Source organism: Paenibacillus sp. CR_12 (assembly GCF_041953985.1).
GTDB classification, from domain to species: domain Bacteria; phylum Bacillota; class Bacilli; order Paenibacillales; family Paenibacillaceae; genus Paenibacillus_AQ; species Paenibacillus_AQ lautus_A.
Genome location: NZ_JAVFHO010000001.1, coordinates 550,554 through 570,673 on the forward strand (window position 1 = coordinate 550,554; position 20,120 = coordinate 570,673).

Below are 20,120 nucleotides of genomic sequence, written 5' to 3' on the forward strand. Positions count from 1 at the left end.
GAGGGAGCTCATGAGCAGATGGCCTGTCGGAAAAGAGCTGCCGGAAGGGTATCGACCGTTTAAGGCACCACGCGTGCTAAAGATGATCCAGGGAGGAAAAACCATGAACGAATCCATACAGAATACGGACAACCATACACAGGCAAGCCCCATTAAGAACAAGGTGGGCAGCATATTCATTCCGGTACGGAATATCGAAGCGTCGCGCAGCTGGTACTGCCGCGTGCTGGGCATCCCAGAGGCCGATTGCCAGATTATGAACGGACATTTATGTCCTTTGCCCATGGAAGGTACGGGCGTGATTCTGGATACGATGCCGAAGTGGGGAGGAGATCAGCCCGAGGGAGCACCGTCTATCGATACTCCCGCCTTCATGCTGATGACAGAGGACCTGGAAGGTTCTTTGGAATATATGAAAAAGCTCGGCGTGGAACTCGTGACGGAAATCGAGCACAACCATTGGTTCGTCGTGAAGGATCCCGATGGGAATAAACTCATGATATGTCGTGAATAAGTTAGAATTTGTACGAGGAAATAGGGAAGTGACAGAAGCCGGCTCTAGCAGCCGGCTTTTTGATATGGAGAGAAGCGTAAGGAATTTAATGTAAGAAATAAAATACGAATGTAAAATAATATAAATTTAGGTTGATAGTGGCATACTACAGGAATATAATGGAAATGTAAGCGCATTATTTACGGTGCTTTATAGGAGAACAACAAGTGAATCTTCCATCATAGATTGGTTTAAGGCAAGACGAGAGAACGAGAAAGAGAGGTGATACGAAGCTTCAGTAGACGGTCCGCACGATGCTGGCACACTAGGTATCCATGAAACCTGAATCCGATGAAAATAGGAGGGAACATGATGCTAAGAAAAGGAATATGTGTAGTTCTGCTGTTTAGTCTTCTGGTCGTTCTATTGCCTGTGAACAAAACCAATGCGGCGCCGAACTGGAATTTGGTATGGAGTGACGAGTTTAACGGGACCTCGCTCAACAGATCCAATTGGACGCCGGAAATCGGTACCGGCAGCGGCGGATGGGGAAACAATGAGCTGCAGTATTATACCGATCGCGCACAGAACCTGCAGGTCTCCGGCGGTAACCTTGTCATTACGGCGCAGAAGGAATCCTATGGCGGGATGAATTACACCTCTGCCCGGATCAAAACCCAGGATTTGAAGAGCTTTACTTACGGGAAAGTGGAGGCTCGAATCAAGCTGCCGTCGGGCCAAGGTTTGTGGCCGGCGTTTTGGATGCTCGGAAGCAACATCAGCACGGTCGGCTGGCCGAAGAGCGGAGAGATCGACATTATGGAACGGGTAAATCTGAATCCATACGTGAACGGTACCGTTCACTGGGATGCAGGAGGTCACGCCGAATTCGGTCGGGTATCCGGCAATCTGGATTTTTCCCAGTTCCATGTCTACAGCATTGAGTGGGATTCTAAATACATCCGCTGGTTTGTGGACGGTCAGCAGTTCAATGAATTTTATATTGAGAACGGAACGGGCAATACCGAGGAATTCCAGCGTCCGTTCTTCTTATTGCTGAACTTGGCGGTTGGCGGAAATTGGCCGGGTAGTCCGAACAATTCCACGCCGTTCCCATCGCAGATGCTGGTGGATTACGTACGCGTGTACCAAGACACGGGTGCATCGAATGTCATCAGCGACGGGATTTATACGATCGCTTCCAAGGCGAGCGGCAAAGTGATGGATGTCGTGGATGTGTCCACGGCCAGCGGCGCCAAAATCCAGCAGTGGACCAACTACGTCGCCAATAACCAAAGGTTCCGGGTGGAAAGCACGGGAGACGGATACTACAAACTCACGGCCGTGCATAGCGGCAAAGTTCTCGATGTGCCGAATTCGTCCACTTCCGCCGGCGTTCAGCTGCAGCAATGGAATGATAATGGTACGGATGCACAGCGATGGAGGATCATTGATGTTGGAGGCGGTTATTATAAACTTGTGTCCAAAGCGAGCGGGCTTGCAGTCGATGTAGCCAGTGCCTCCACCGCGGACGGGGCTGCCGTTCAGCAATGGACGGACAATGGCACGGATGCGCAGAAGTGGGCTTTCACCAAAATCAATTAAGCTTGGACAGGCAGTCCCGTTTGGGACCGCCTGTTTCATTTTGGGGAGGGTTGCCTTGGGGCTGCGCCGGCTGACGAGCTGAAGGCATGTCTGGTATAATGATGGGAAAAATCCGGAGGAATCAGACACATGGAACCTGTCCTTTTTACAAACGGTCTTCTTTATTCACCGCACGCTGCAACGACTGCGGATTCGATATATGTAGAAGACGGCATCATTCGTGCCATGGGAAGTGCGGCCGAGCTGCGTCTGCAGTTATCGGGACGGGATTATCGAACGGTGGATTGGGAGGGGGCTTTCGTGCTGCCAGGCCTGGTGGATGCCCATATGCATCTCGGCATGCACGGACTCAAGCTGGGCATGCTGGACTTCACCGAGGCGGCTTCGAAAGACGAGATGCTGGCTATGCTGCGAGCTCGGGCTGCGGTAACGCCGCCTGGGGAGTGGATCATGGGGCTGAATTGGAACGAGAACCATTTTCCGGACCCGGTAATCCCGAATATGATGGAGCTTGACGACATCACTACGGAGCATCCTGTATATCTGACGAGAACCTGTTTCCATGCTTTCCTCGGTAATTCGGAAGCGTTTCGAAGAGCGGGGATCACTGCAGACACGCCCGATCCGGAGTCCGGCGCTTTCGGCCGGGATGCCGATGGCCGGTTGAACGGCTGCATCTACGAGAATGCTTCGGTGCCTTTTACCATGGTCCAGCCGGAGCCTGACCCGTCCAAGCTGAAAGCTGCGATGCTTCAGGCATGCCGTGATGCCCTACGGCTCGGCCTGACGGCAGCGCATACGGAAGACCTCCGCCTGCTGGGCAGCGTGGAAGCGATGCAGCGGATCCATCGTGAACTGCGCGAGGAGGGACTGCGCTTCCGTACCCATCAGCTGATGTTCCATGGCTTTCTTGATGAAATGGAGGAGCTCGGCGTCAAGGCAGGCAGCGGGAACGAATGGAATCGCATCGGAGCGGTTAAATTGTTCGCGGACGGGGCGGTTGGAGGAAGAACGGCGCTGCTCAAGGAGCCTTACCATGATGCGCCGCATACCCGCGGACTGGCCATGCATTCGCCAGAGGAGCTAAGGGAGATTGTTGGCAGGGCGCGCAGGCTGGGTTATCCCGTTGCTTTTCATGCGATCGGTGACGGCGCGGCAGAGATGATGACGGATGTGCTTGAAATCCTTCCGCTTAGCAGAGCTGCGAAGCTTCCCGACCGCTTCATTCATGCCCAAATTGTACATCCCGATACGGTTAAGCGAATGAGCAAGCTGAAGCTGGCCGTGGACCTGCAGCCTCGGTTTGTGCCCAGCGATTTTCCATGGGTGCTGGAGCGCGTAGGTCCTGATCGGACAAGCTGTTTGTATGCATGGAAGAAGTGGCTGCGTTCGGGGCTGCCTTGTTCCGGCGGCAGCGACGCTCCCATAGAGCCGCTGAATCCGCTGCTCGGGATTCATGCTGCCATTACCAGACGCAAGCCGGAGGAGCATCACGCAGGCTATTTGCCGGAGGAGAAGCTCAGCCTGACGGAAGCGATTGGGCTGTTTACGCTCGGCAGCGCTGGGGCAGCAGGAGAAGCGGATCAACGAGGAACACTGGAATTGGGCAAATATGCCGATTTCACGGTGGTGGATCGCTGCTTGCATGATGGGATGGATCCGGACGAGTTGCTGGAGACGAAGGTTAGAATGACGGTCATTAACGGGGAAATCGGTTATGCCGAGTAGGTGTCACGACAGGAACAGGTCTTAACCATCTTGATCATTCTCGTGAAAATTTTATAAATATGGTTTACCGACGAAATGGTTTTATATATAATAATCATAACAAATGCGATGACGAGACGAGTAAATAAACGAATTCTTGTACAGAGAGCTCCGGCAGCTGAAAAGGGGCGAAGCGTTCTTTATTGAAAAAAGACTCTGAGCAGCACAAGGAACTCTCAACGGAGGGGGATGGTGTGCCAGGAGCTCCTGTTACAGAGCTAGAGTATCTGCATTCCAGTGTAATGCCGTACTCGATGAGGCGAATATGGTGACATATTGGCAAATTTGGGGTGGTACCGCGAGTATAACAATCTCGTCCCTGAGACTTACGGTCTTGGGGGTGGGATTTTTTTGTTAAGTGATCAAAAAGGTTAGACATCAGTGGCTTGCCGTTCTTATATCGTAAGTAACCGTTCTGATATAAGCGGTCCGTCTTCTGAGAAAGTAAACTTTTCTTATATCTAAAGAAATACGATGGTACAAGGCGGGAAACCTACACGGATCTTGCCGGATTGAATAATTATCTAGTAGTAGCTTATTTATTGCATGCTTTTGTCCGTACGGTACATCGATGTATGGGAACATGACGCCATTATTGAAAGGATATGAGTAGCGAATGTTACAAAAACTTAGAGTGGGTATAGTCGGTGGAACAGGAATGGTGGGTCAACGTTTTATGCAATTGCTGGATGGGCATCCATGGTTCGAAGTGACCACCATTGCAGCCAGCCGCAATTCGGCCGGCAAAACGTATGAAGAATCGGTACAGGGCCGCTGGAAGCTGGCTACGCCGATCCCCGAGCAGGTGAAAGGCATTGTCGTTCAGGATGCATCGCAGGTGGAACAGGTTGCCGCAGAGGTTGACTTCGTATTCTGCGCGGTCGACATGAAGAAGAACGAGATTCAGGCATTGGAAGAGGCCTATGCCAAAACGGGCACGCCCGTCATCTCCAACAACTCCGCCCATCGCTGGACGCCTGACGTTCCGATGGTCATTCCGGAAATCAATCCGGGTCATATCGACGTGATTGCCGCACAGCGCAAACGTCTGGGAACAACAACCGGGTTCATTGCGGTGAAGCCGAATTGTTCCATTCAAAGTTATGTGCCTGCGCTGCACGCTTTGCTTGATTTCAAACCTACGAATGTCGTTGCTTCCACTTACCAGGCAATATCCGGGGCCGGCAAGAACTTCACCGATTGGCCGGATATGCTGGACAACGTGATTCCGTATATCGGCGGCGAGGAAGAGAAGAGCGAGCAGGAGCCGCTTCGCATCTGGGGCAGCGTTGTGAACGGGGAGATCGTGAAAGCTGAATCCCCATTGATTACGACGCAATGCATACGCGTTCCCGTAACCGATGGCCATTTAGCTACCGTGTTTGCTTCGTTCGAGAACAAGCCGTCGAAGGAGGAAATCCTGGAACGCTGGCAGCGGTTTAAAGGCAGACCGCAAGAGTTGGAACTCCCTAGTGCGCCTAAGCAATTCATTACGTATTTCGAAGAAGAGAACCGGCCGCAGACGAAGCTGGATCGCGACATTGAGCGCGGAATGGGCGTTTCGGTTGGCAGATTGCGCGAGGATTCCCTCTACGATTATAAATTCGTGGGCCTCTCGCATAATACGCTGCGCGGTGCAGCCGGCGGAGCCGTTCTGATTGCGGAACTGTTGAAAGCGGAAGGTTACATTCAAGCGAAATAACGATACATCCTATATATGATAAAAGACGACTGCAGCAAGCAGTCGTCTTTTTTTTGGTGATTGTTCATGATTCCTACATTGACGGCGTCCGCCCATATCGTTTATAGTGTTACTCTGCGCTTCAATGCAAAGAAGCCAAAAAGCCGAAAAGCATAAAAGCAAAAAAGTCAAACATTCATCATCAATGGACGGGAGGTTTCTCCCGCCACGACAATGGATAAGGAGTCTTAGCATCATGGAACGACATCTCAGTTTCTCAAAAAGCATCATTCTTATCGCGTTTATTCTGGCGCTGCTGTTTGTCTCCATCTTTTTGCTGAAAGCAGAACCGCATCTTCCGCTCTTGGCAACCACCGTCGGTACGGCGGCCTTGCTGCGTTTTTTCGGGTTTTCCTGGAAGCAGCTCGAATCCGCCATCATTCAAGGAATTCAAACGGCGATTATGCCGATTCTCATTCTTTCGCTCATCGGCATTTTGATTGCGGTATGGATGATGAGCGGCACGGTACCGACCATTTTATACTATGGCATGGATTATATCGAACCGCATTATTTTGCCGTGAGCGCATTATATGTGACCATCGTGGTCTCGATGTTCACCGGAAGCTCCTTCACGACAGTCAGTACGGTTGGGGTTGCCTTTATGGGAATCGCGGTAACGACAGGAATTTCTCCGACGCTGGCTGCCGGAGCGGTGATCTGCGGCGCTTGCTTCGGTGATAAAATGTCGCCGCTCTCCGACACCACGAACTTTGCTCCCGCGGTCGCCGGCATATCCTTATTCACCCATATCGGCAATATGATCTACACGACAGTGCCGGCCCTTGTGGTGACAACGGTCTTTTTCCTGCTTGCGCCCACAAGTAACGCGCTGGATTTGTCCTCGATTAATCTAATCAAGGCGGCGCTTCATGACGGATTCCATATTCATTGGCTGACGTTGATGTCGCCGCTTGCCGTTATCGCCTGTTCCGTCAAGCGCATGCCGATCCTGCCGACGCTCATCGCAGGCATTGTAACAGGACTGATCGTGACGGCCTTCGTTCAGCAGCAGGCAGCCGTCGATGTCTGGTTCAGCGTGATGCAGAGCGGCTACAAGAGCACGGTTGCCAACGAAACCGTTGCTTCCATTGTCAACCGCGGCGGATTGCAATCCATGATGTGGTCCGTATCGCTGATCTTGATTGCATTATCCTTGGGAGGGCTGCTTCAGCATTGCGGCGTCATCGAAGCCTTCTTCCGTAAAGTCATGCAGCCGCTGAAGCGCAGCAGCAGCGTGGTCGTGATGACGGGTGCATCTTCCATCGCGGTTAACGGCATGACGGGCGAGCAGTATTTATCGATCCTTTTGCCCGGTCAAATGTTCAAGGAGGAATATACTCGCCGAAACATACCGGCCAAGACGCTGTCACGCACATTGGAGGATTGTGGAACGCTGGTTAACCCTTTAATTCCATGGGGCGTCAGCGGTGCTTTTTTTGCCACGACCCTTGGAGTACCGGTCATCGAGTACGCACCTTATGCAACTTTCCTGTGGCTGAGCCCGCTCTTCACGTTTGCGTACGCTTTGATACCGCGATTGCAGCGGAACTCCCTTGGCAGGAAGGCATGATCCTAGATAGGCACGATCCCATGTTGGCCTTGTTTCCCTGATACAAAGGGAGACAGGGTCTTTTTATTTATCGTTTATATTCATTTGTGCCCAACCCGTTGTTCGAAAAATCTGCTACGATGGAGATGGATGAGGCGAAACTATGGTTGAAATTCTTATGGGGGTGAAAGCATGAACCAGCGGATAGGACATGAGCCAACCGCTAAGGATTTGATGGAGATGCACGCACGGGTTATGTTTACGCATGACCTGGATAGTCGGATGCGAACCATTAACGAGCCTTGGCCGGGAGAGGAGCCGGCTCCCCGATTTTTCTTGGGTCGAACGATCGACGGTTCAGCCGTTTGCCGGCTTCGTTATGATATTCAGGACAAACTTGCCGAGCAACTGACGGCGCTGGTTGAAAATGAACCGTCTCTTAACGAAGATTTTCAAACGAGACCCAAGCACTTCGATGACTACATGAATCTGCTGGCTGCTGATCAATATACGAGCGGACCTTGTTATCGGATTCTTGACATCACAACGTCATCGCCGAACATGCAGGCGGTATCGATCACCGGAGACAATGTAACCGAGTATTCGCTCGCCGGTTTGGAATGGCTGAACGCGGAAATCGACTACGCCCAGCCTTGTGTCGCGATCATTCAAGATCAGAGGGTGGTGTCGGTCTGCCGGAGTGTTCGCGTTTCTGCGGAAGCGCACGAAGCCGGACTGGAGACGTTAGCCGAATTTCGAGGGAGAGGTTATGCGGCCGCCGTTGCTGCCGGTTGGGCAATCGAGGTGCGGAAAATGGGAGCATTGCCCCTGTACAGTACCTCATGGGATAATGCTTCTTCCCAGAGAGTGGCCGGTAAATTGGCATTGTCCTATTACGGCGTCAACTTCACGATTCGGTGAAACGATAAAAAAATCCCTCAACATGCAACCACGTTGAAGGAGGTAGTGTGCTATATGATGTTGAATGATTAGCTTGAGCTGCCTCTTCTGTTTTTATAATAGCCATGACCTTGGTTGCCATGCCTGCGTTTATAATCGGAAGACGATCCTTTGCGGCGAGAATACCCGTGACTGCTGCTGTATTTTCTTCCGTAATTCTTCGCGGAACTGCTGTAACGCTTGCGGCCATGACTGTGGGACGTCGAGTGGAGAAATTTGTTCATGATTTTTCGTAACATGTGGAATTTCCTCCTTTCTTGTTCGGAATCATTCCATATCATTTAATCGGATCGTAACATAAATGAAACCCCGGAATCAAATAAAACGCTGCCCGTCTTATCAGAGGGGCGGTTTTTTTGCATTCGCGAGCGTCTGGAGCTCATTCATGAATTGCAAGGAACCGGAGTAAGGTCTGCTCAACTGCAGCAAGCGTTTGATCATATCCCGGAGTTCATCCGAGAGCTGCAGTTCTTCCTGCCAGCTTCGATCCCCGATTGCGCTCGGGTCGTCGTCCGGATCATAGGCAGAATAGAGCATGAACAACATAAAGTGACCGATGTCGCGGAGATCCTCGATTTCTTTCGACTCTTTATATTGAACAGAGGAGCTCGTGCCGCCGCGCCGGAACTTCTTTCGGGCAGGCTGCCGGAGAGGAGGGGGTTCACCGATCCTACGTGCCAGCCCAAAATCGATGAGATGGATACGGCCATCCTTAAACAGCACATTGGGAATCCGCAGGTCGAGATGAACATAGCCTTGTTCGTGCAGGTAACGGACCAGTTCCAGAAGCTGCAGCGCGATATGGAAACATTCGGCTTCCCCGTATTTCATGCCATGTTCGAATATTAAATCCTCCAGCGTATCCCCGTCCATATAAGACATGACCAGATACGAATGGCGGCTGTCCGTGAAAAAATCCCGATATGCCGGAATTTGCGGATGCTGAAGGGTGCTTAATATCACGGCTTCCCGATTCAGCAATTCGTTGGCGTAATCGCCTTTGCTTGGCCGTGACTGTTTGACGGCGACTATATGACCGCTCTGTTGATCCCGACATTGATAGATGATGCCGTAACTTCCTTCGCCAATCATTTCTTGGACGGTGTAGCGACTCCCCAGCACCGTATTCTCTTCAGCCGGGTAATCCCGCCATGCGTTGATAAAGGAGCCGAGGTTCGATAAAAAGCGCATTATATTCCAACCTCTCCTGTTTAGGTCCTTCGCCTCATTCTGAGCGTGTGCCATTCCTGATTATCGTACATTATAAGCGATGTTACGCATCGAGGTATACATCGGATTGGGGCGAAGTTCGTTCGTCAGTCGGCTTCCATCTGATGTTTCCGATACTCCAGGGGCGACAGTCCGTTAAGTTGACGGAACAGCTTCGAAAAATAATGGATGGATGAGAAGCCGAACTTCTCGGCGATCTCGGTAATGCTGATGTCCGTATTGCGCAGATCCTCCTTGGCACGATGGATGCGAAACTGGTTAATATACTGCGTCGGCGGCAGCCCCGTCGAACGCTTGAACAATTCGAAGAAATAACCTCTGCTGATCCGGAGCTCCTCATAATATGCTTCCAATGGCCGCAGTTTGCCGTGAAGGATATCCTGATCCAAACGCTGCAGCAGCTTGTTCATTCTGTGATCGGGTATCGCCTCGTCCTGCAGGGCGAAGGCAAGGAAGTATTCAATGAATTGCAGGAATTGGCTCTGCGTCTTCACGCTGCGCATATAGGTATGCTCATTTTCATACTGGTTCCCGGTGTAGAATTTTTCAAACCAATCGCTCCATAGGCTGACTTTCTCTACTCTCATGAACTCGGGTAGGGCGTAAGGAAAAGCAGGACCTACATAGGAAGGATTCAGTTGGGCCATGTCATAACATATTACGCTGGGGTGATCGGCCAAATGCCTGCGGTCCACATGGGCCCAGTCGAAATAACAGCACACATGGACCATGGGATCCACTCTGTCCGCTATCCAATCATGCGGCTGACCTGCCGGTATGTACACAAGGGAACCTGGGTCGGTGATGTGCGTTCGCCCACGGGTGCGAACGATGCCCCGACCCTCGGTAATGAGATAAAGGGATGACGAATAACAGTGGCGGTTGTTATTGCTTTGACCTTTGGAAAAGGGGTATCTGGTGGCATACAGCACATAGGGATGGAAGACGGCAAAATCCACGTATTCATTTCCACATCCTTCAAGAAAAGATTCTATTAATATTCGCATGACGATTGTACAAAAGCCTGACGTTTATGTAAATACAGGGATCGCGGCCATTGCTATACTAACACTAATTCATTTCATGCTTGAGGAGGGAATTGAGATGTTGGACAGTCAATGGCTGTTGACGGATGAACAAATCTGTCAGTTTATCATGAAGGGGTATGTGGTGCTTCATAACGAATTGCCGGATCAGCTGCATGCTGAAGTCAGGGATAAAATCAACGCCGTACTGCACGAGGAAGGAAATCCCGGCAATAACATCCTGCCCCGCGTACCCGAGATTCAGCAGTTCTTCGAAACACCGGTCGTTCAAGGGGCTTTGACGAGCGTGCTCGGACCGGAATACTACATGCATCCGCATCGGCATTGCCATTACAATCAGCCAGGCGATCCGCTGCCGGGGGGCGGGCAGTGGCATAAAGACGGTTACTGGTCCAGCATGCGCAGTCACCGACCTTGGTGGGCGATGATATTTTATTACATGCAGGATATCACCGAGGAAATGGGACCTACCGCCATCATGCCCGGTACCGCATACTACGATAAGTTCGTAGGCGATCAAGGCGAGACGATACTCCCGACCGGCAAAGCGGGGACGATGGTTTTGGTGCATTTTGATTTGTGGCACAAAGCTTCGCTTAATGTGTCTGGCATGGATCGATACATGCTGAAGTTTCAATTCGTTCGATTGCGTGCGCCGGAATCGCCGAGCTGGAATCATCTAGGGACCGAAATGAACCTAACGGGGGGAACCCCTTACGCGCACTTGAATCTTTGGAGGGATGTATGGAACTGGATGCGCGGCGAACCGGGTCAGGAGAACCTCTCGGCAACGGAAGACGAAGTCCCGATCGAGCCATTGGCCGAAGAATTAAAATCCGAGGACGAGGTCATTCGCGCCAGGGCGGCGGATCAAGTTGGAATGTTAGGAGAGAAGGCCGCTTCCTTAGCTCCGGAACTGGGCCGAATGTTAAATGACAAGGAGCCGGTAGCTTTGAATGCCGGTTATGCGCTTGGCCGGCTGGGATCCGCAGGAACCGATGAATTGCTGCGCCTTATGTCCGAAGGTACAAGGCAAATCGCGGAAAGAGCGGCTTACGGACTGCAGAGTGCCGGCGCTGGAGCCGTTCCAGGACTGCTGACACTGCTCGAACATTCGGACGAGAAGCGCAGAGCGCTTGCTGCTTTTGCGTTAGGGGCGATTGTGCCTTCGACGCGTGAGGTTTCGTCTGCATTGATTGCATGCTTACAGGACCCGAGCGATTGGGTTCGTCGAAACGCAATCGAAGCGCTGGGCATGATGGGGAGTGAGGCAGGCGAAATGTGCCAGGCCTTGGCCAACATATTGGAAGAGTCGATACTGCAAGAGGGGGACGGAACAGCGGAAACCCGGGATAACGACAACACGCAGCAAAGTTATATCCTGAACAAACTCGGATATACGGCAGCCTTGTCATTGCTGCGAACGGCCTCGCCACAGGATGTTCCCATCGTCATCCATTCGCTAGAGCAAGCGCTTCTCAGCAAGGATCGTTACGTCAGGGCGTATGCCTTCGAAACGCTTACCCATCTGCGGACACCCGAAGCGATGGAGGTCCTGATCCGATATTACCGACCGGCCAGATGGTGTCCGGACACAACGAAGGCGAGCACGTTCTGATATCCGCATTTTCCTTACAAGCCCTTCTCATTCCAAGCCGAAATGAGAGGGCTTTTCGGCTTGCCCGTACTCTGGCTCTATTCACGCTAGGTGTCCTTATTTTGCAAAAGCATGACCCTATCATGCAAAGACTTGCTCGATGCGCTCTAGTAAAATGGGCTCAAAGTTCGGCATTAGCCGATCATTGTTGAAGGAGGCGGTCATGCATGGCAGCATCAATCAAAAGAGTTCATGTCGTATTCAAGACCCATCTGGACATCGGGTTTACCGATTTGGGAAAGAACGTAATCGACCGATATATGGAACATTTCATACCCCAGGCCTTGGAGCTGTCCGAACAGCTGGCGAATGAAGAGGGGGATGTAAAATTCGTATGGACCACCGGCTCATGGTTAATCCATGAATTTCTGCAAACGGCTTCTCCCGACATGCGGGCGCGCATGGAAAAAGCCATTGGGGATGGACGCATGGTATGGCACGGGCTGCCGTTTACAACGCATACCGAGATCATGGATGCCGGTTTATTCGAATTCGGGCTGTCCATTTCGGGCGATTTGGACCGAAAGTACGGAAAAACCACGATTGCCGCAAAAATGACGGACGTTCCGGGCCATACCCTAGCCATGGTGCCTCTGCTGGCAAAACACGGCATACAATATTTACATTTAGGCGTTAACATGGTCTCCAAAAATCCCAAGGTGCCGGAGATGTTTGTATGGCGTGCTTCCGACGGCTCGGAGATTATCGTACATTATGCGGATAGTTATGGTAAGCCCTATCAGATGGAAGGGCTGGAGGATGCCTTGTATTTTGCCCATACCCACGATAATCATGGTCCATCCACGATGGAGGAGATCCGGGCATTATTCGAACAGCTGCGAAGGGAATATCCGGGGGCGGAGATCATGGCCTCGACATTGGATGCTTTTGCCGCGCGGCTTCAAGCGGTGAAAGACCGATTGCCTGTCGTCAGCGAAGAGATCGGGGACTCCTGGATACACGGGATTGCCTCGGATCCTTGGAAAATCGCCCGCTACCGCGAATTGTTAAGGCTTCGGGATCGCTGGATCGAGGCTGGTCGATTGGATAGGGACAGTGAGGCGTACGCTCGATTTTGCAACCGTCTGATGTTGATTCCCGAGCATACTTGGGGGCTGAACAATTCCGTGTATCTCGTCGATTTCGTGAATTATTCCTCGGCTGATCTAGCCGCTGCAAGAGCACGGGATATTGTTGAAGACAATACACGGAAGAAATTCGATTACCTATGCCAGCAGGCAAACGGCACCAGATCGTACAGCCATTACGAGAGTTCCTGGCAGGAGCAGCGGGATTATCTTGAAGAAGCTCTTCAATCGCTGCCCACGACGCTAGCGGCTGAAGCGAGAACCGAGCTGGATCGGATGAGTCCGCAGCATACCGTCCTTAACTCGGAGCCGGTGCAGCATAAACAGCCGATCGAAACGAACGAGCTTTACGAATTAGGCCAGTTTCAGGTGAGCTTCGCTGCCGACGGTTCGATTAACCGATTGATGGATCGATCCGGAAAGGCATGGGCGGGAGAGCATCAGAGACTTGGCACTTATATGTATGAAACCTTCGGCCAAGAAAACTACAACCGTTTCTTCAAAGAATACATGACGAATCTGGATATACATCATGGCTGGGCGGACAACGATTTCGGCAAGCCGGGAATCGAGTATGTCAAACCGAGGCCGGAGCATCAGCGGTACACCGCGTCCTTGCGAACACTGCACCTGGAGAGGCATGCCGATTATGATATCGTGACCGCAGAAATGAAGCTGCCGGAGGTTCTCAGCAATCAGTACGGGGCTCCACGCCAAATTAACGTATTCTATTCGTTCCATGCGAATGAGCCCGTCATTGAGGTATGCCTAAGCTGGATGGGCAAACCGGCATGCCGTCTACCGGAAGCAAGCTGGTTATCGTTTGTGCCGCTTGTGGATAATCCTCACGCATGGTCGATGGATAAGCTGGGAATGCGGATATCTCCGTTATCCGTCGTCAAGGACGGCAACCGGAACATGCATGGCATCAATTCGGGCTTATATTATGAGGGGGCGGACGGAACGGCGGTCATTGAATCCTTGGACGCGCCGCTTGTGTGCCCGGGGGAACCGAGGCTGCTGCAATTCGACAACTCCTATGCTCCGTTGACCGGCGGATTTCATTTCAACCTGCACAACAACGTATGGGGGACAAACTTTATGATGTGGTTCGAAGACGACATGAGGTATCGGTTCCGCTTGAGCCTGCATTCCCATTCGTAAGCTCATTGTGTTTGTAATGAAACGGAAAGATGTGAGTTATGGGCTCGCATCTTTTTTTCTTGCCTAATCATCCAAACCGTCAAATCATGATGAAGTATCGTTCTTGGCGATAAAATCCTGAATCCTGTTCCGCAGCTGCTCATGCTGTTCAAACTGGTTATACATGCGATAGGCTACCGTCTGCGCATTTCCGAAGAAGAAGCGTTCAAACTGGGTTTGACGGCCCCCGAAAGAGCCTGCGCCAAGCTCCCAGGCAAGGCGGAACAAGGCGATTCGATCCAACGCTTCCGTGGTCGAGCCTTTTAAATATTGGTTCAGGTAAGGACCTGAATCCGACTGGAAGTCCATTTCGGAAGGGATCATAATCAGGCCGCTGGAACCCAGCAGCTGTATCATCTCCACCATCTCGGGATAAAGTTGGGGGAATAACATGCTGGATGCGGTAAGCGGGCCCGCCGATGGAACGAAATAACCGAATCTATCCCGGCTGGCGCCCAGTTCGGAAGCCAATCTCAGGGCTTTGAAGGTCTCGAGATATGCAATGATTTTTGAAACGTTGGCGATCATTTGGGGCTCGAGCCCAACGTTCTGCTCGTCTGCCAAGCTCTCCAGCAAACCAAGCATAAATTCGGTTTTGGCGATATAACGGGTGGCCATTTGATGGGCAATATGGGTGTGAAAGCGACTCTCGCCGAATAAACGTCCGGCATAGGCCTCGTCCCCATAATAAAAGATCCGGTCATGCGGGACCAATACGTGGTCAAAGATGACGAGAACGTCCATCTCTTCGTATCTGGCGCTCAAGGGATAATCATAGGAAGAAGCGGCACCATAGCTCTCACGGCATATAAACGTCATTCCGGGCAAATCGTTCGGTACCGCAAAGGCGAATGCGGTTGGATTGACATTATGGAACAACGTGGGCGAAGGCGACGGGAATACCAGCATTTCCTCGCACGTGGCTCCCTGCGTTGCCATCATGAAAGCTCCGGTTATGATCATGCCTTGATCGTTGATCTCAACCACCTTGGCGGCAATCGTGTCCTCTGCAGCATCTTGCTGTCCGGACATTTTACAAGCATAGGGCTGAATGAAGGCATGGGATAACGTAATATCACGATCTCGACAGTACCGGTAATAGGCCCTGAGGTTTTCCGCGTACTTCGGATTGTGTTCCTCCAGTATATCGGCAGCCGTGTACAGCGACATGATCGCCGTGTTCATATAATCGGGAGAGCGGCCTAAAAAGCCGTTGTGCCTCTTGGCCCAAAGTTCCATCATCAATCTGCGTTTCTGCAAATCCTCGGCATTCCTCGGCGGGAGAAAAGACAGGCCCACCCGTTCTCCGGTATCGGGCGAGGGGTACGTCATCTGCTCGATATAACACGCTTCGCCTTGCATATCGTAAAGCTCCGCTTGGGTCTGAATGATACCCTGGAATGCAGGGTGCTTGGATAAAGGTCCCTGGATAAGCTCCCCTTTATACCGAAGGTTGATGTTTTGCCGATCGATCCGTTCGATGTACTGTTTCCCTGATTTGATAGGCACATTGTTCACCCCGTTTGCGAAAATCGTAAGCTCTAACTAACCTGTCTACTGCTGTTAATGTACGTGCTTCGTCCAAGCGGAGTACATTGTCCGCAGGAAACGCTGCAAAATATGCGGATGTACCTCAGAAGGCGCGACCGGAAGACTTCATACGAAAAAAAACGGACCCGTTTGGGCCCGCTTTTATAAAATTTGCGATTACCGGGCTTGACCCAGATACTGCTCCAGCGTCAGTTGTTGTCTCGTAATTTCTCCGGCAATGTAGACGCCCACATAGCGTACATGCCAAGGCTCGTAAGAGTATCCGGTTAATTTCTCCTGACCTTTTCCATAACGAATGATAAATCCGTACTTCGGTGCATTGGCCTTCAGCCATTTGCCTTCCTTCGTATTTCCGAAGCTTTGCTCCAGGGCATAGCCTACGGAAGCACTGGAAATATCCATGCTAAGTCCGGTCTGATGCTCGCTTTGCCCCGGGCGTGCGCTTGTTTTGTTAGCGACAGCCTCGCCCTTGATACTGGCGTTACGCGCGAATATGGCTTTTTGGGTTGCATAGGAACGATAACCTGATACGGCTTTGAGGTCGATCCCGTCCCGTTTGGCAGCAGCGAACAGCTTTTCGAGCGCAGACGCCGCTATTTTTTTCATCTGCTTTTTGGGGCTTGGTCCCGAGAAGCTGAACGGAATTTGGGGTACGACCAAATCTTGCGGTACATAATTCGATGGTAGATTTCTTTGTTTGTTGACGAGCACAACCGTGCTGGACAGATTGGTGACCGTATTTATCCCGTTAACCGACCTCAGCGTCCGTTTAGGGGCGTTGTTATCCAAAAACTTCGAAAATGATAGGCTGGCAGAAGATGCTGCGGCCGCTTCCGCCTTATCCAAGCCGGAACCGTTCGGGAACCCGGATAAAGCCAAACTTGTTACGACTGAACCGATGATGACGGATGGCAGGATTGTTTTGATAAAAGTATTGCGCATGTGTAGTCCCTCCTCGTTAGCTGTCTATTGAGTATATAAGAGAGTTATATCGATAGAATCTCCGGATTGTTTCTGAATTGTAAACAAAATAGAATAGATTGAATCTAATCATAACCCGAAAATAGATTATAGTAATATATGAAAAAGGGACGATTTTCTACATAAGGAGACTTTATACATGGAAATACGCGATTATATCAAACGAGGGTTTGAGGCCTATTACGCTAAATACGGCGAAATTTCGGAGGATGGGTTCTGCAGGTGGATGCGGCCGGACGTTCCCGCGGAGATGAAGACCGTTGATACCGATGAGGAATGGTCCATATGGAAATTGGTCCCTTCCATTGTGAGCGAAGATCAGATTGGGGAGATGGAAGCAGCGTATGGATTGAATTTTCCCGAGTGGTATAAAGCATTCATCTCCACGTACCATCATTACTTTGACGTCATACCTGAACAGCCGGTAGACGAGCCGCTGGAGAACGTCAGGAACATGTACAATCCCTTGTTGTGCCGGCTGGGATATCTCCCTTTCACTTGGGATTCCGAATACGGCAAGATCTGGTGTATCGATGTAAGTGGAGAGGCCGGCGAGGGAATCGGAGCCATCTATGAGATCGAACATGAAATATTGTTTGATCTGGATGAAGAACACACGGATCGGGCCGAACTTAAAGAGTCGCTAGTATTTTTGTACCCGGATTTCAAAGCGTGTTTTGACGATACGTTCCTGGAGGGCTGACGGGTTCCATTTCAGAAGTATAAGGAGAAGTTTCAAATGCGAACTGAACAGCTGCAGGAAATTTTGAATGAATACGACATCCGGGAACCGGAAATTGCCTTTATTCGGCATAATGAAAATCGAACGTACAAGGTAAAAGGCCATGACGGAAGCACATATCTGATGCGCATTCATCAACCGCTAAAAGAAGGCATGGCTGGTCAGCAGCATACCTACGACGGTCTGCTGGGCGAACTGCATATGCTGGAGCACTTGTCAGGCTGGGATCATCTGCTTGTCCAGAGGCCTATGCGTAATCGGAAAGGTGAATTGATCACGATTTTCGAACACGAGGGGAAGCGTTGGAACAGCTCCGTGCTTACCTGGCTGGAAGGAAGAGACTTGCAGAAGGATGACGTAAGCGACCCGGTACTGGTCGAGAAGCTGGGGACTCGCATTGCAGAGCTACACAAATTTTATGGCTCATACGAGCAGGAGGGCTTGGACAAGCGTCCGAGTCAGGGGATAGCCTACAATCTATATATGATTGAAGTTATAAAGCAAGGATTGGCGAAAGATTTGTTTACTTCCTCCGATGTTTCCGTTATTGAAGAAACGATATCGTTGGTTAACGCGCGCCTTGTGGACAGTGGTAACGTTGAGGCCTGGGGGCTTATCCACGGTGATTTAAGCTTGGGGAATATCATCATGACCTCAGATGGAGAACTGAGTTTTATCGATTTTGGTTTTTTCGGACCAGGGTACCATTACACGGATGTTGCCATGGGTGCCATGATGGTTCCTTCACAGCTTCGGGATACATTCCTGAAAGGGTATTATGGCAATGATCATACGGGACAACATAAGCTCGTTTTATTAGAAGGTTTCATGCTGCTTGCCATTATCGGCTACTATGTCTTTCAGATGGAGAATGAATCCGTGCATGCATGGATGCGTGAACGAATGCCGAAGCTATGCGCCGATTTTTGCACGCCTTATTTGTCGGGTGCACGGATATTTTATTCCGTATAGTTCGATGTCGAATCACACTTTATCCGTGAAAGATAATTATAAGCATTCAATCCCTTGGAAAGCACGCTGATCGGGTGATACCATATGAGATATCAACGATATGATTAGAGGTGAACACCGTATGGCGGAAAGCGAACTTCAACTACAACAAGAGGCTCTCCAGGAGGAAGCTTCTGAGGTAGCAGATGAACTTCGACTTTACGAGTTGTTAAGTCAAGCAGGCGAACCGGTGCGTGTCGGCAGCTCAGCCCTCGGATTGATGGTATGGAGAGACCTGGACATGACGGTAAAATGTTCCCGGCTGAATCAACCATTAACTGCACACATCGCATCGGAGCTCATGCTGCAAGCCGGTGTACGGGAGCTGAAGTTCATCAACGATACCGGTGATTATAATACGGATCCCGCGTATCCCGATGGATTGTACATCGGACTAAAATATAAATCACAGCGCGGTAACGAATGGGCCTTGGACATTTGGTTCGTGGATGAACCGGAGAGACAACCTGACTTGAAACATATCATAACGATGCCTGGACGGCTGACTCAGGAACGCCGGGAAGCTATTTTGAGAATCAAAAATCGTTGGGCAAGCCTTGCTGAATATGGAAAAAGTGTACGAAGCTTCGATATTTATACAGCGGTTCTCGAAGACAACGTAAGCACGCCGGAACAGTTTGAAGCCTGGCTGGATCAAAGGTCCGAGAATACAAGCTGAAAGCCCATGATTCAATAATAGGAGATCTGCATATGGAGATTATCAAGCATAACCAAGACCAATGGGAGCTTAAAGTCAAACAGAAAAATCAGTGGACTGTTCCTGTAAGCAGCGAAGAAATCCGGAAAGCCAGAATGGGCGATTGGTCTATTATCGTCACTTCAACCAAGCCTGTGCCCAAAGAATGGTTTCCGGAACTAAACGGAAAGAATGTGCTCTGCCTAGCTTCTGGAGGAGGGCAGCAGGGACCCGTATTGACAGCTGCGGGAGCAAATGTAACCGTGCTGGATTTCTCCGAATCTCAATTGGAGCAGGATCGATTTGTTGCTGAACGGGACGGATTGTCCATTCGGACGGTTCTCGGTTCGATGACGGATTTAAGCATGTTTGAATCGGAGAGCTTTGATTTGTTGGTTCATCCGGTATCTAACCTTTACGTGCCTGATATCCAGCCGGTCTGGCAGGAGGCATATCGCGTGTTGAAGCCTGGCGGCATAATGATTAGCGGCTTTATGAACCCGGTCTTTTATTTATTCGACTGGGAACTGGAAGAACAGGGCACGCTTCGGGTGAAGCACAACCTTCCCTATTCTGAACTGGATTATGCGACGGAAGAAGAGATTGTGAGAAGCGGGGTAGCATTGGAATTCGGACATACGCTGGAACAGCAAATGGGAGGTCAGATTCAATCCGGATTTATGATTGCCGGGCTATACGAGGATTCCTTCGGAGGCGAGAAATTGCTGGACCGTTATGCAAACAGTTTTATTGCGACAAGAGCCATAAAGCTTTAACCTCATGCCTACTTCCATGT

17 protein-coding genes are annotated in these 20,120 nt (G+C 50.7%); 12 read left to right on the plus strand and 5 right to left on the minus strand.

Annotated elements, in window-relative coordinates:
- Positions 1-10 precede the first annotated feature (10 nt).
- The 6 genes from RB297_RS02535 to aac(2')-IIb all read left to right on the plus strand — a co-directional run bounded on the left by RB297_RS02535 (position 11) and on the right by aac(2')-IIb (position 8,079).
- A complete protein-coding gene (locus RB297_RS02535) occupies positions 11-514 on the plus strand; it encodes a VOC family protein (RefSeq protein ID WP_228468942.1) in 504 nt (167 codons plus the stop codon).
- A 348-nt stretch (positions 515-862) separates the two neighbouring features.
- A complete protein-coding gene (locus tag RB297_RS02540; RefSeq protein WP_374705853.1) occupies positions 863-2,098 on the plus strand; it encodes an RICIN domain-containing protein in 1,236 nt (411 codons plus the stop codon).
- Between the two features lie 129 nt (positions 2,099-2,227).
- Positions 2,228-3,826: an amidohydrolase gene (locus RB297_RS02545; protein ID WP_096775559.1), complete on the plus strand. Its 1,599-nt coding sequence runs from the start codon at positions 2,228-2,230 to the stop codon at positions 3,824-3,826.
- Between the two features lie 655 nt (positions 3,827-4,481).
- The gene (asd, locus tag RB297_RS02550; RefSeq protein WP_096775560.1) at positions 4,482-5,567 is read left to right on the plus strand and encodes an aspartate-semialdehyde dehydrogenase; all 1,086 of its coding nucleotides are present in this window, start codon (positions 4,482-4,484) and stop codon (positions 5,565-5,567) included.
- Between the two features lie 235 nt (positions 5,568-5,802).
- Positions 5,803-7,179 (plus strand): Na+/H+ antiporter NhaC, encoded by a 1,377-nt coding sequence (nhaC, locus tag RB297_RS02555; RefSeq protein ID WP_096775561.1) that lies wholly within the window; start codon positions 5,803-5,805, stop codon positions 7,177-7,179.
- A gap of 171 nt (positions 7,180-7,350) precedes the next feature.
- Entirely contained in the window at positions 7,351-8,079 is a 729-nt protein-coding gene (gene aac(2')-IIb, locus RB297_RS02560; RefSeq protein ID WP_375119631.1) for a kasugamycin N-acetyltransferase AAC(2')-IIb, read from the plus strand.
- A 68-nt stretch (positions 8,080-8,147) separates the two neighbouring features.
- On the opposite strand, the gene RB297_RS02565 is transcribed toward aac(2')-IIb, so the two are convergent.
- The 3 genes from RB297_RS02565 to RB297_RS02575 form a co-directional block, all read right to left on the minus strand.
- Complete coding sequence (locus RB297_RS02565; protein WP_009592958.1) at positions 8,148-8,357, minus strand: hypothetical protein; 210 nt, start codon at positions 8,355-8,357, stop codon at positions 8,148-8,150.
- Between the two features lie 100 nt (positions 8,358-8,457).
- Entirely contained in the window at positions 8,458-9,309 is an 852-nt protein-coding gene (locus RB297_RS02570) for a serine/threonine protein kinase (RefSeq protein ID WP_375119632.1), read from the minus strand.
- 125 nt (positions 9,310-9,434) lie between these two features.
- Positions 9,435-10,307, minus strand: coding sequence for a helix-turn-helix domain-containing protein (locus RB297_RS02575; RefSeq protein ID WP_375119633.1), 873 nt, complete (start codon positions 10,305-10,307; stop codon positions 9,435-9,437).
- A 145-nt stretch (positions 10,308-10,452) separates the two neighbouring features.
- Here RB297_RS02575 and RB297_RS02580 point away from each other — a divergent pair, with 145 nt between their 5' ends.
- Positions 10,453-12,012 (plus strand): HEAT repeat domain-containing protein, encoded by a 1,560-nt coding sequence (locus RB297_RS02580; RefSeq protein ID WP_375119634.1) that lies wholly within the window; start codon positions 10,453-10,455, stop codon positions 12,010-12,012.
- Positions 12,013-12,218: 206 nt separating this feature from the next.
- The gene (locus RB297_RS02585; RefSeq protein WP_375119635.1) at positions 12,219-14,303 is read left to right on the plus strand and encodes a DUF5054 domain-containing protein; all 2,085 of its coding nucleotides are present in this window, start codon (positions 12,219-12,221) and stop codon (positions 14,301-14,303) included.
- 84 nt (positions 14,304-14,387) lie between these two features.
- Here RB297_RS02585 and RB297_RS02590 read toward each other — a convergent pair whose 3' ends face one another.
- Both RB297_RS02590 and RB297_RS02595 read right to left on the minus strand, forming a co-directional pair.
- Positions 14,388-15,851 carry a 4-hydroxyphenylacetate 3-hydroxylase family protein gene (locus RB297_RS02590; protein WP_375119636.1) on the minus strand — a complete coding sequence of 488 codons (1,464 nt, stop codon included), beginning with the start codon at positions 15,849-15,851 and terminating at the stop codon, positions 14,388-14,390.
- Between the two features lie 198 nt (positions 15,852-16,049).
- Positions 16,050-16,835: a M15 family metallopeptidase gene (locus RB297_RS02595; RefSeq protein WP_096775568.1), complete on the minus strand. Its 786-nt coding sequence runs from the start codon at positions 16,833-16,835 to the stop codon at positions 16,050-16,052.
- 178 nt (positions 16,836-17,013) lie between these two features.
- Between RB297_RS02595 and RB297_RS02600 the strand changes: the two genes are divergently transcribed.
- The 4 genes from RB297_RS02600 to RB297_RS02615 all read left to right on the plus strand — a co-directional run bounded on the left by RB297_RS02600 (position 17,014) and on the right by RB297_RS02615 (position 20,100).
- Complete coding sequence (locus RB297_RS02600) at positions 17,014-17,577, plus strand: SMI1/KNR4 family protein (protein WP_375119637.1); 564 nt, start codon at positions 17,014-17,016, stop codon at positions 17,575-17,577.
- Positions 17,578-17,613: 36 nt separating this feature from the next.
- Positions 17,614-18,588, plus strand: coding sequence for a phosphotransferase enzyme family protein (locus RB297_RS02605; RefSeq protein WP_375119638.1), 975 nt, complete (start codon positions 17,614-17,616; stop codon positions 18,586-18,588).
- A gap of 121 nt (positions 18,589-18,709) precedes the next feature.
- On the plus strand, positions 18,710-19,306 hold the full coding sequence (locus RB297_RS02610; protein WP_375119639.1) for a hypothetical protein: 597 nt from the start codon (positions 18,710-18,712) through the stop codon (positions 19,304-19,306).
- Between the two features lie 32 nt (positions 19,307-19,338).
- Complete coding sequence (locus RB297_RS02615; protein ID WP_375119640.1) at positions 19,339-20,100, plus strand: class I SAM-dependent methyltransferase; 762 nt, start codon at positions 19,339-19,341, stop codon at positions 20,098-20,100.
- The last annotated feature ends 20 nt before the right edge of the window (positions 20,101-20,120 follow it).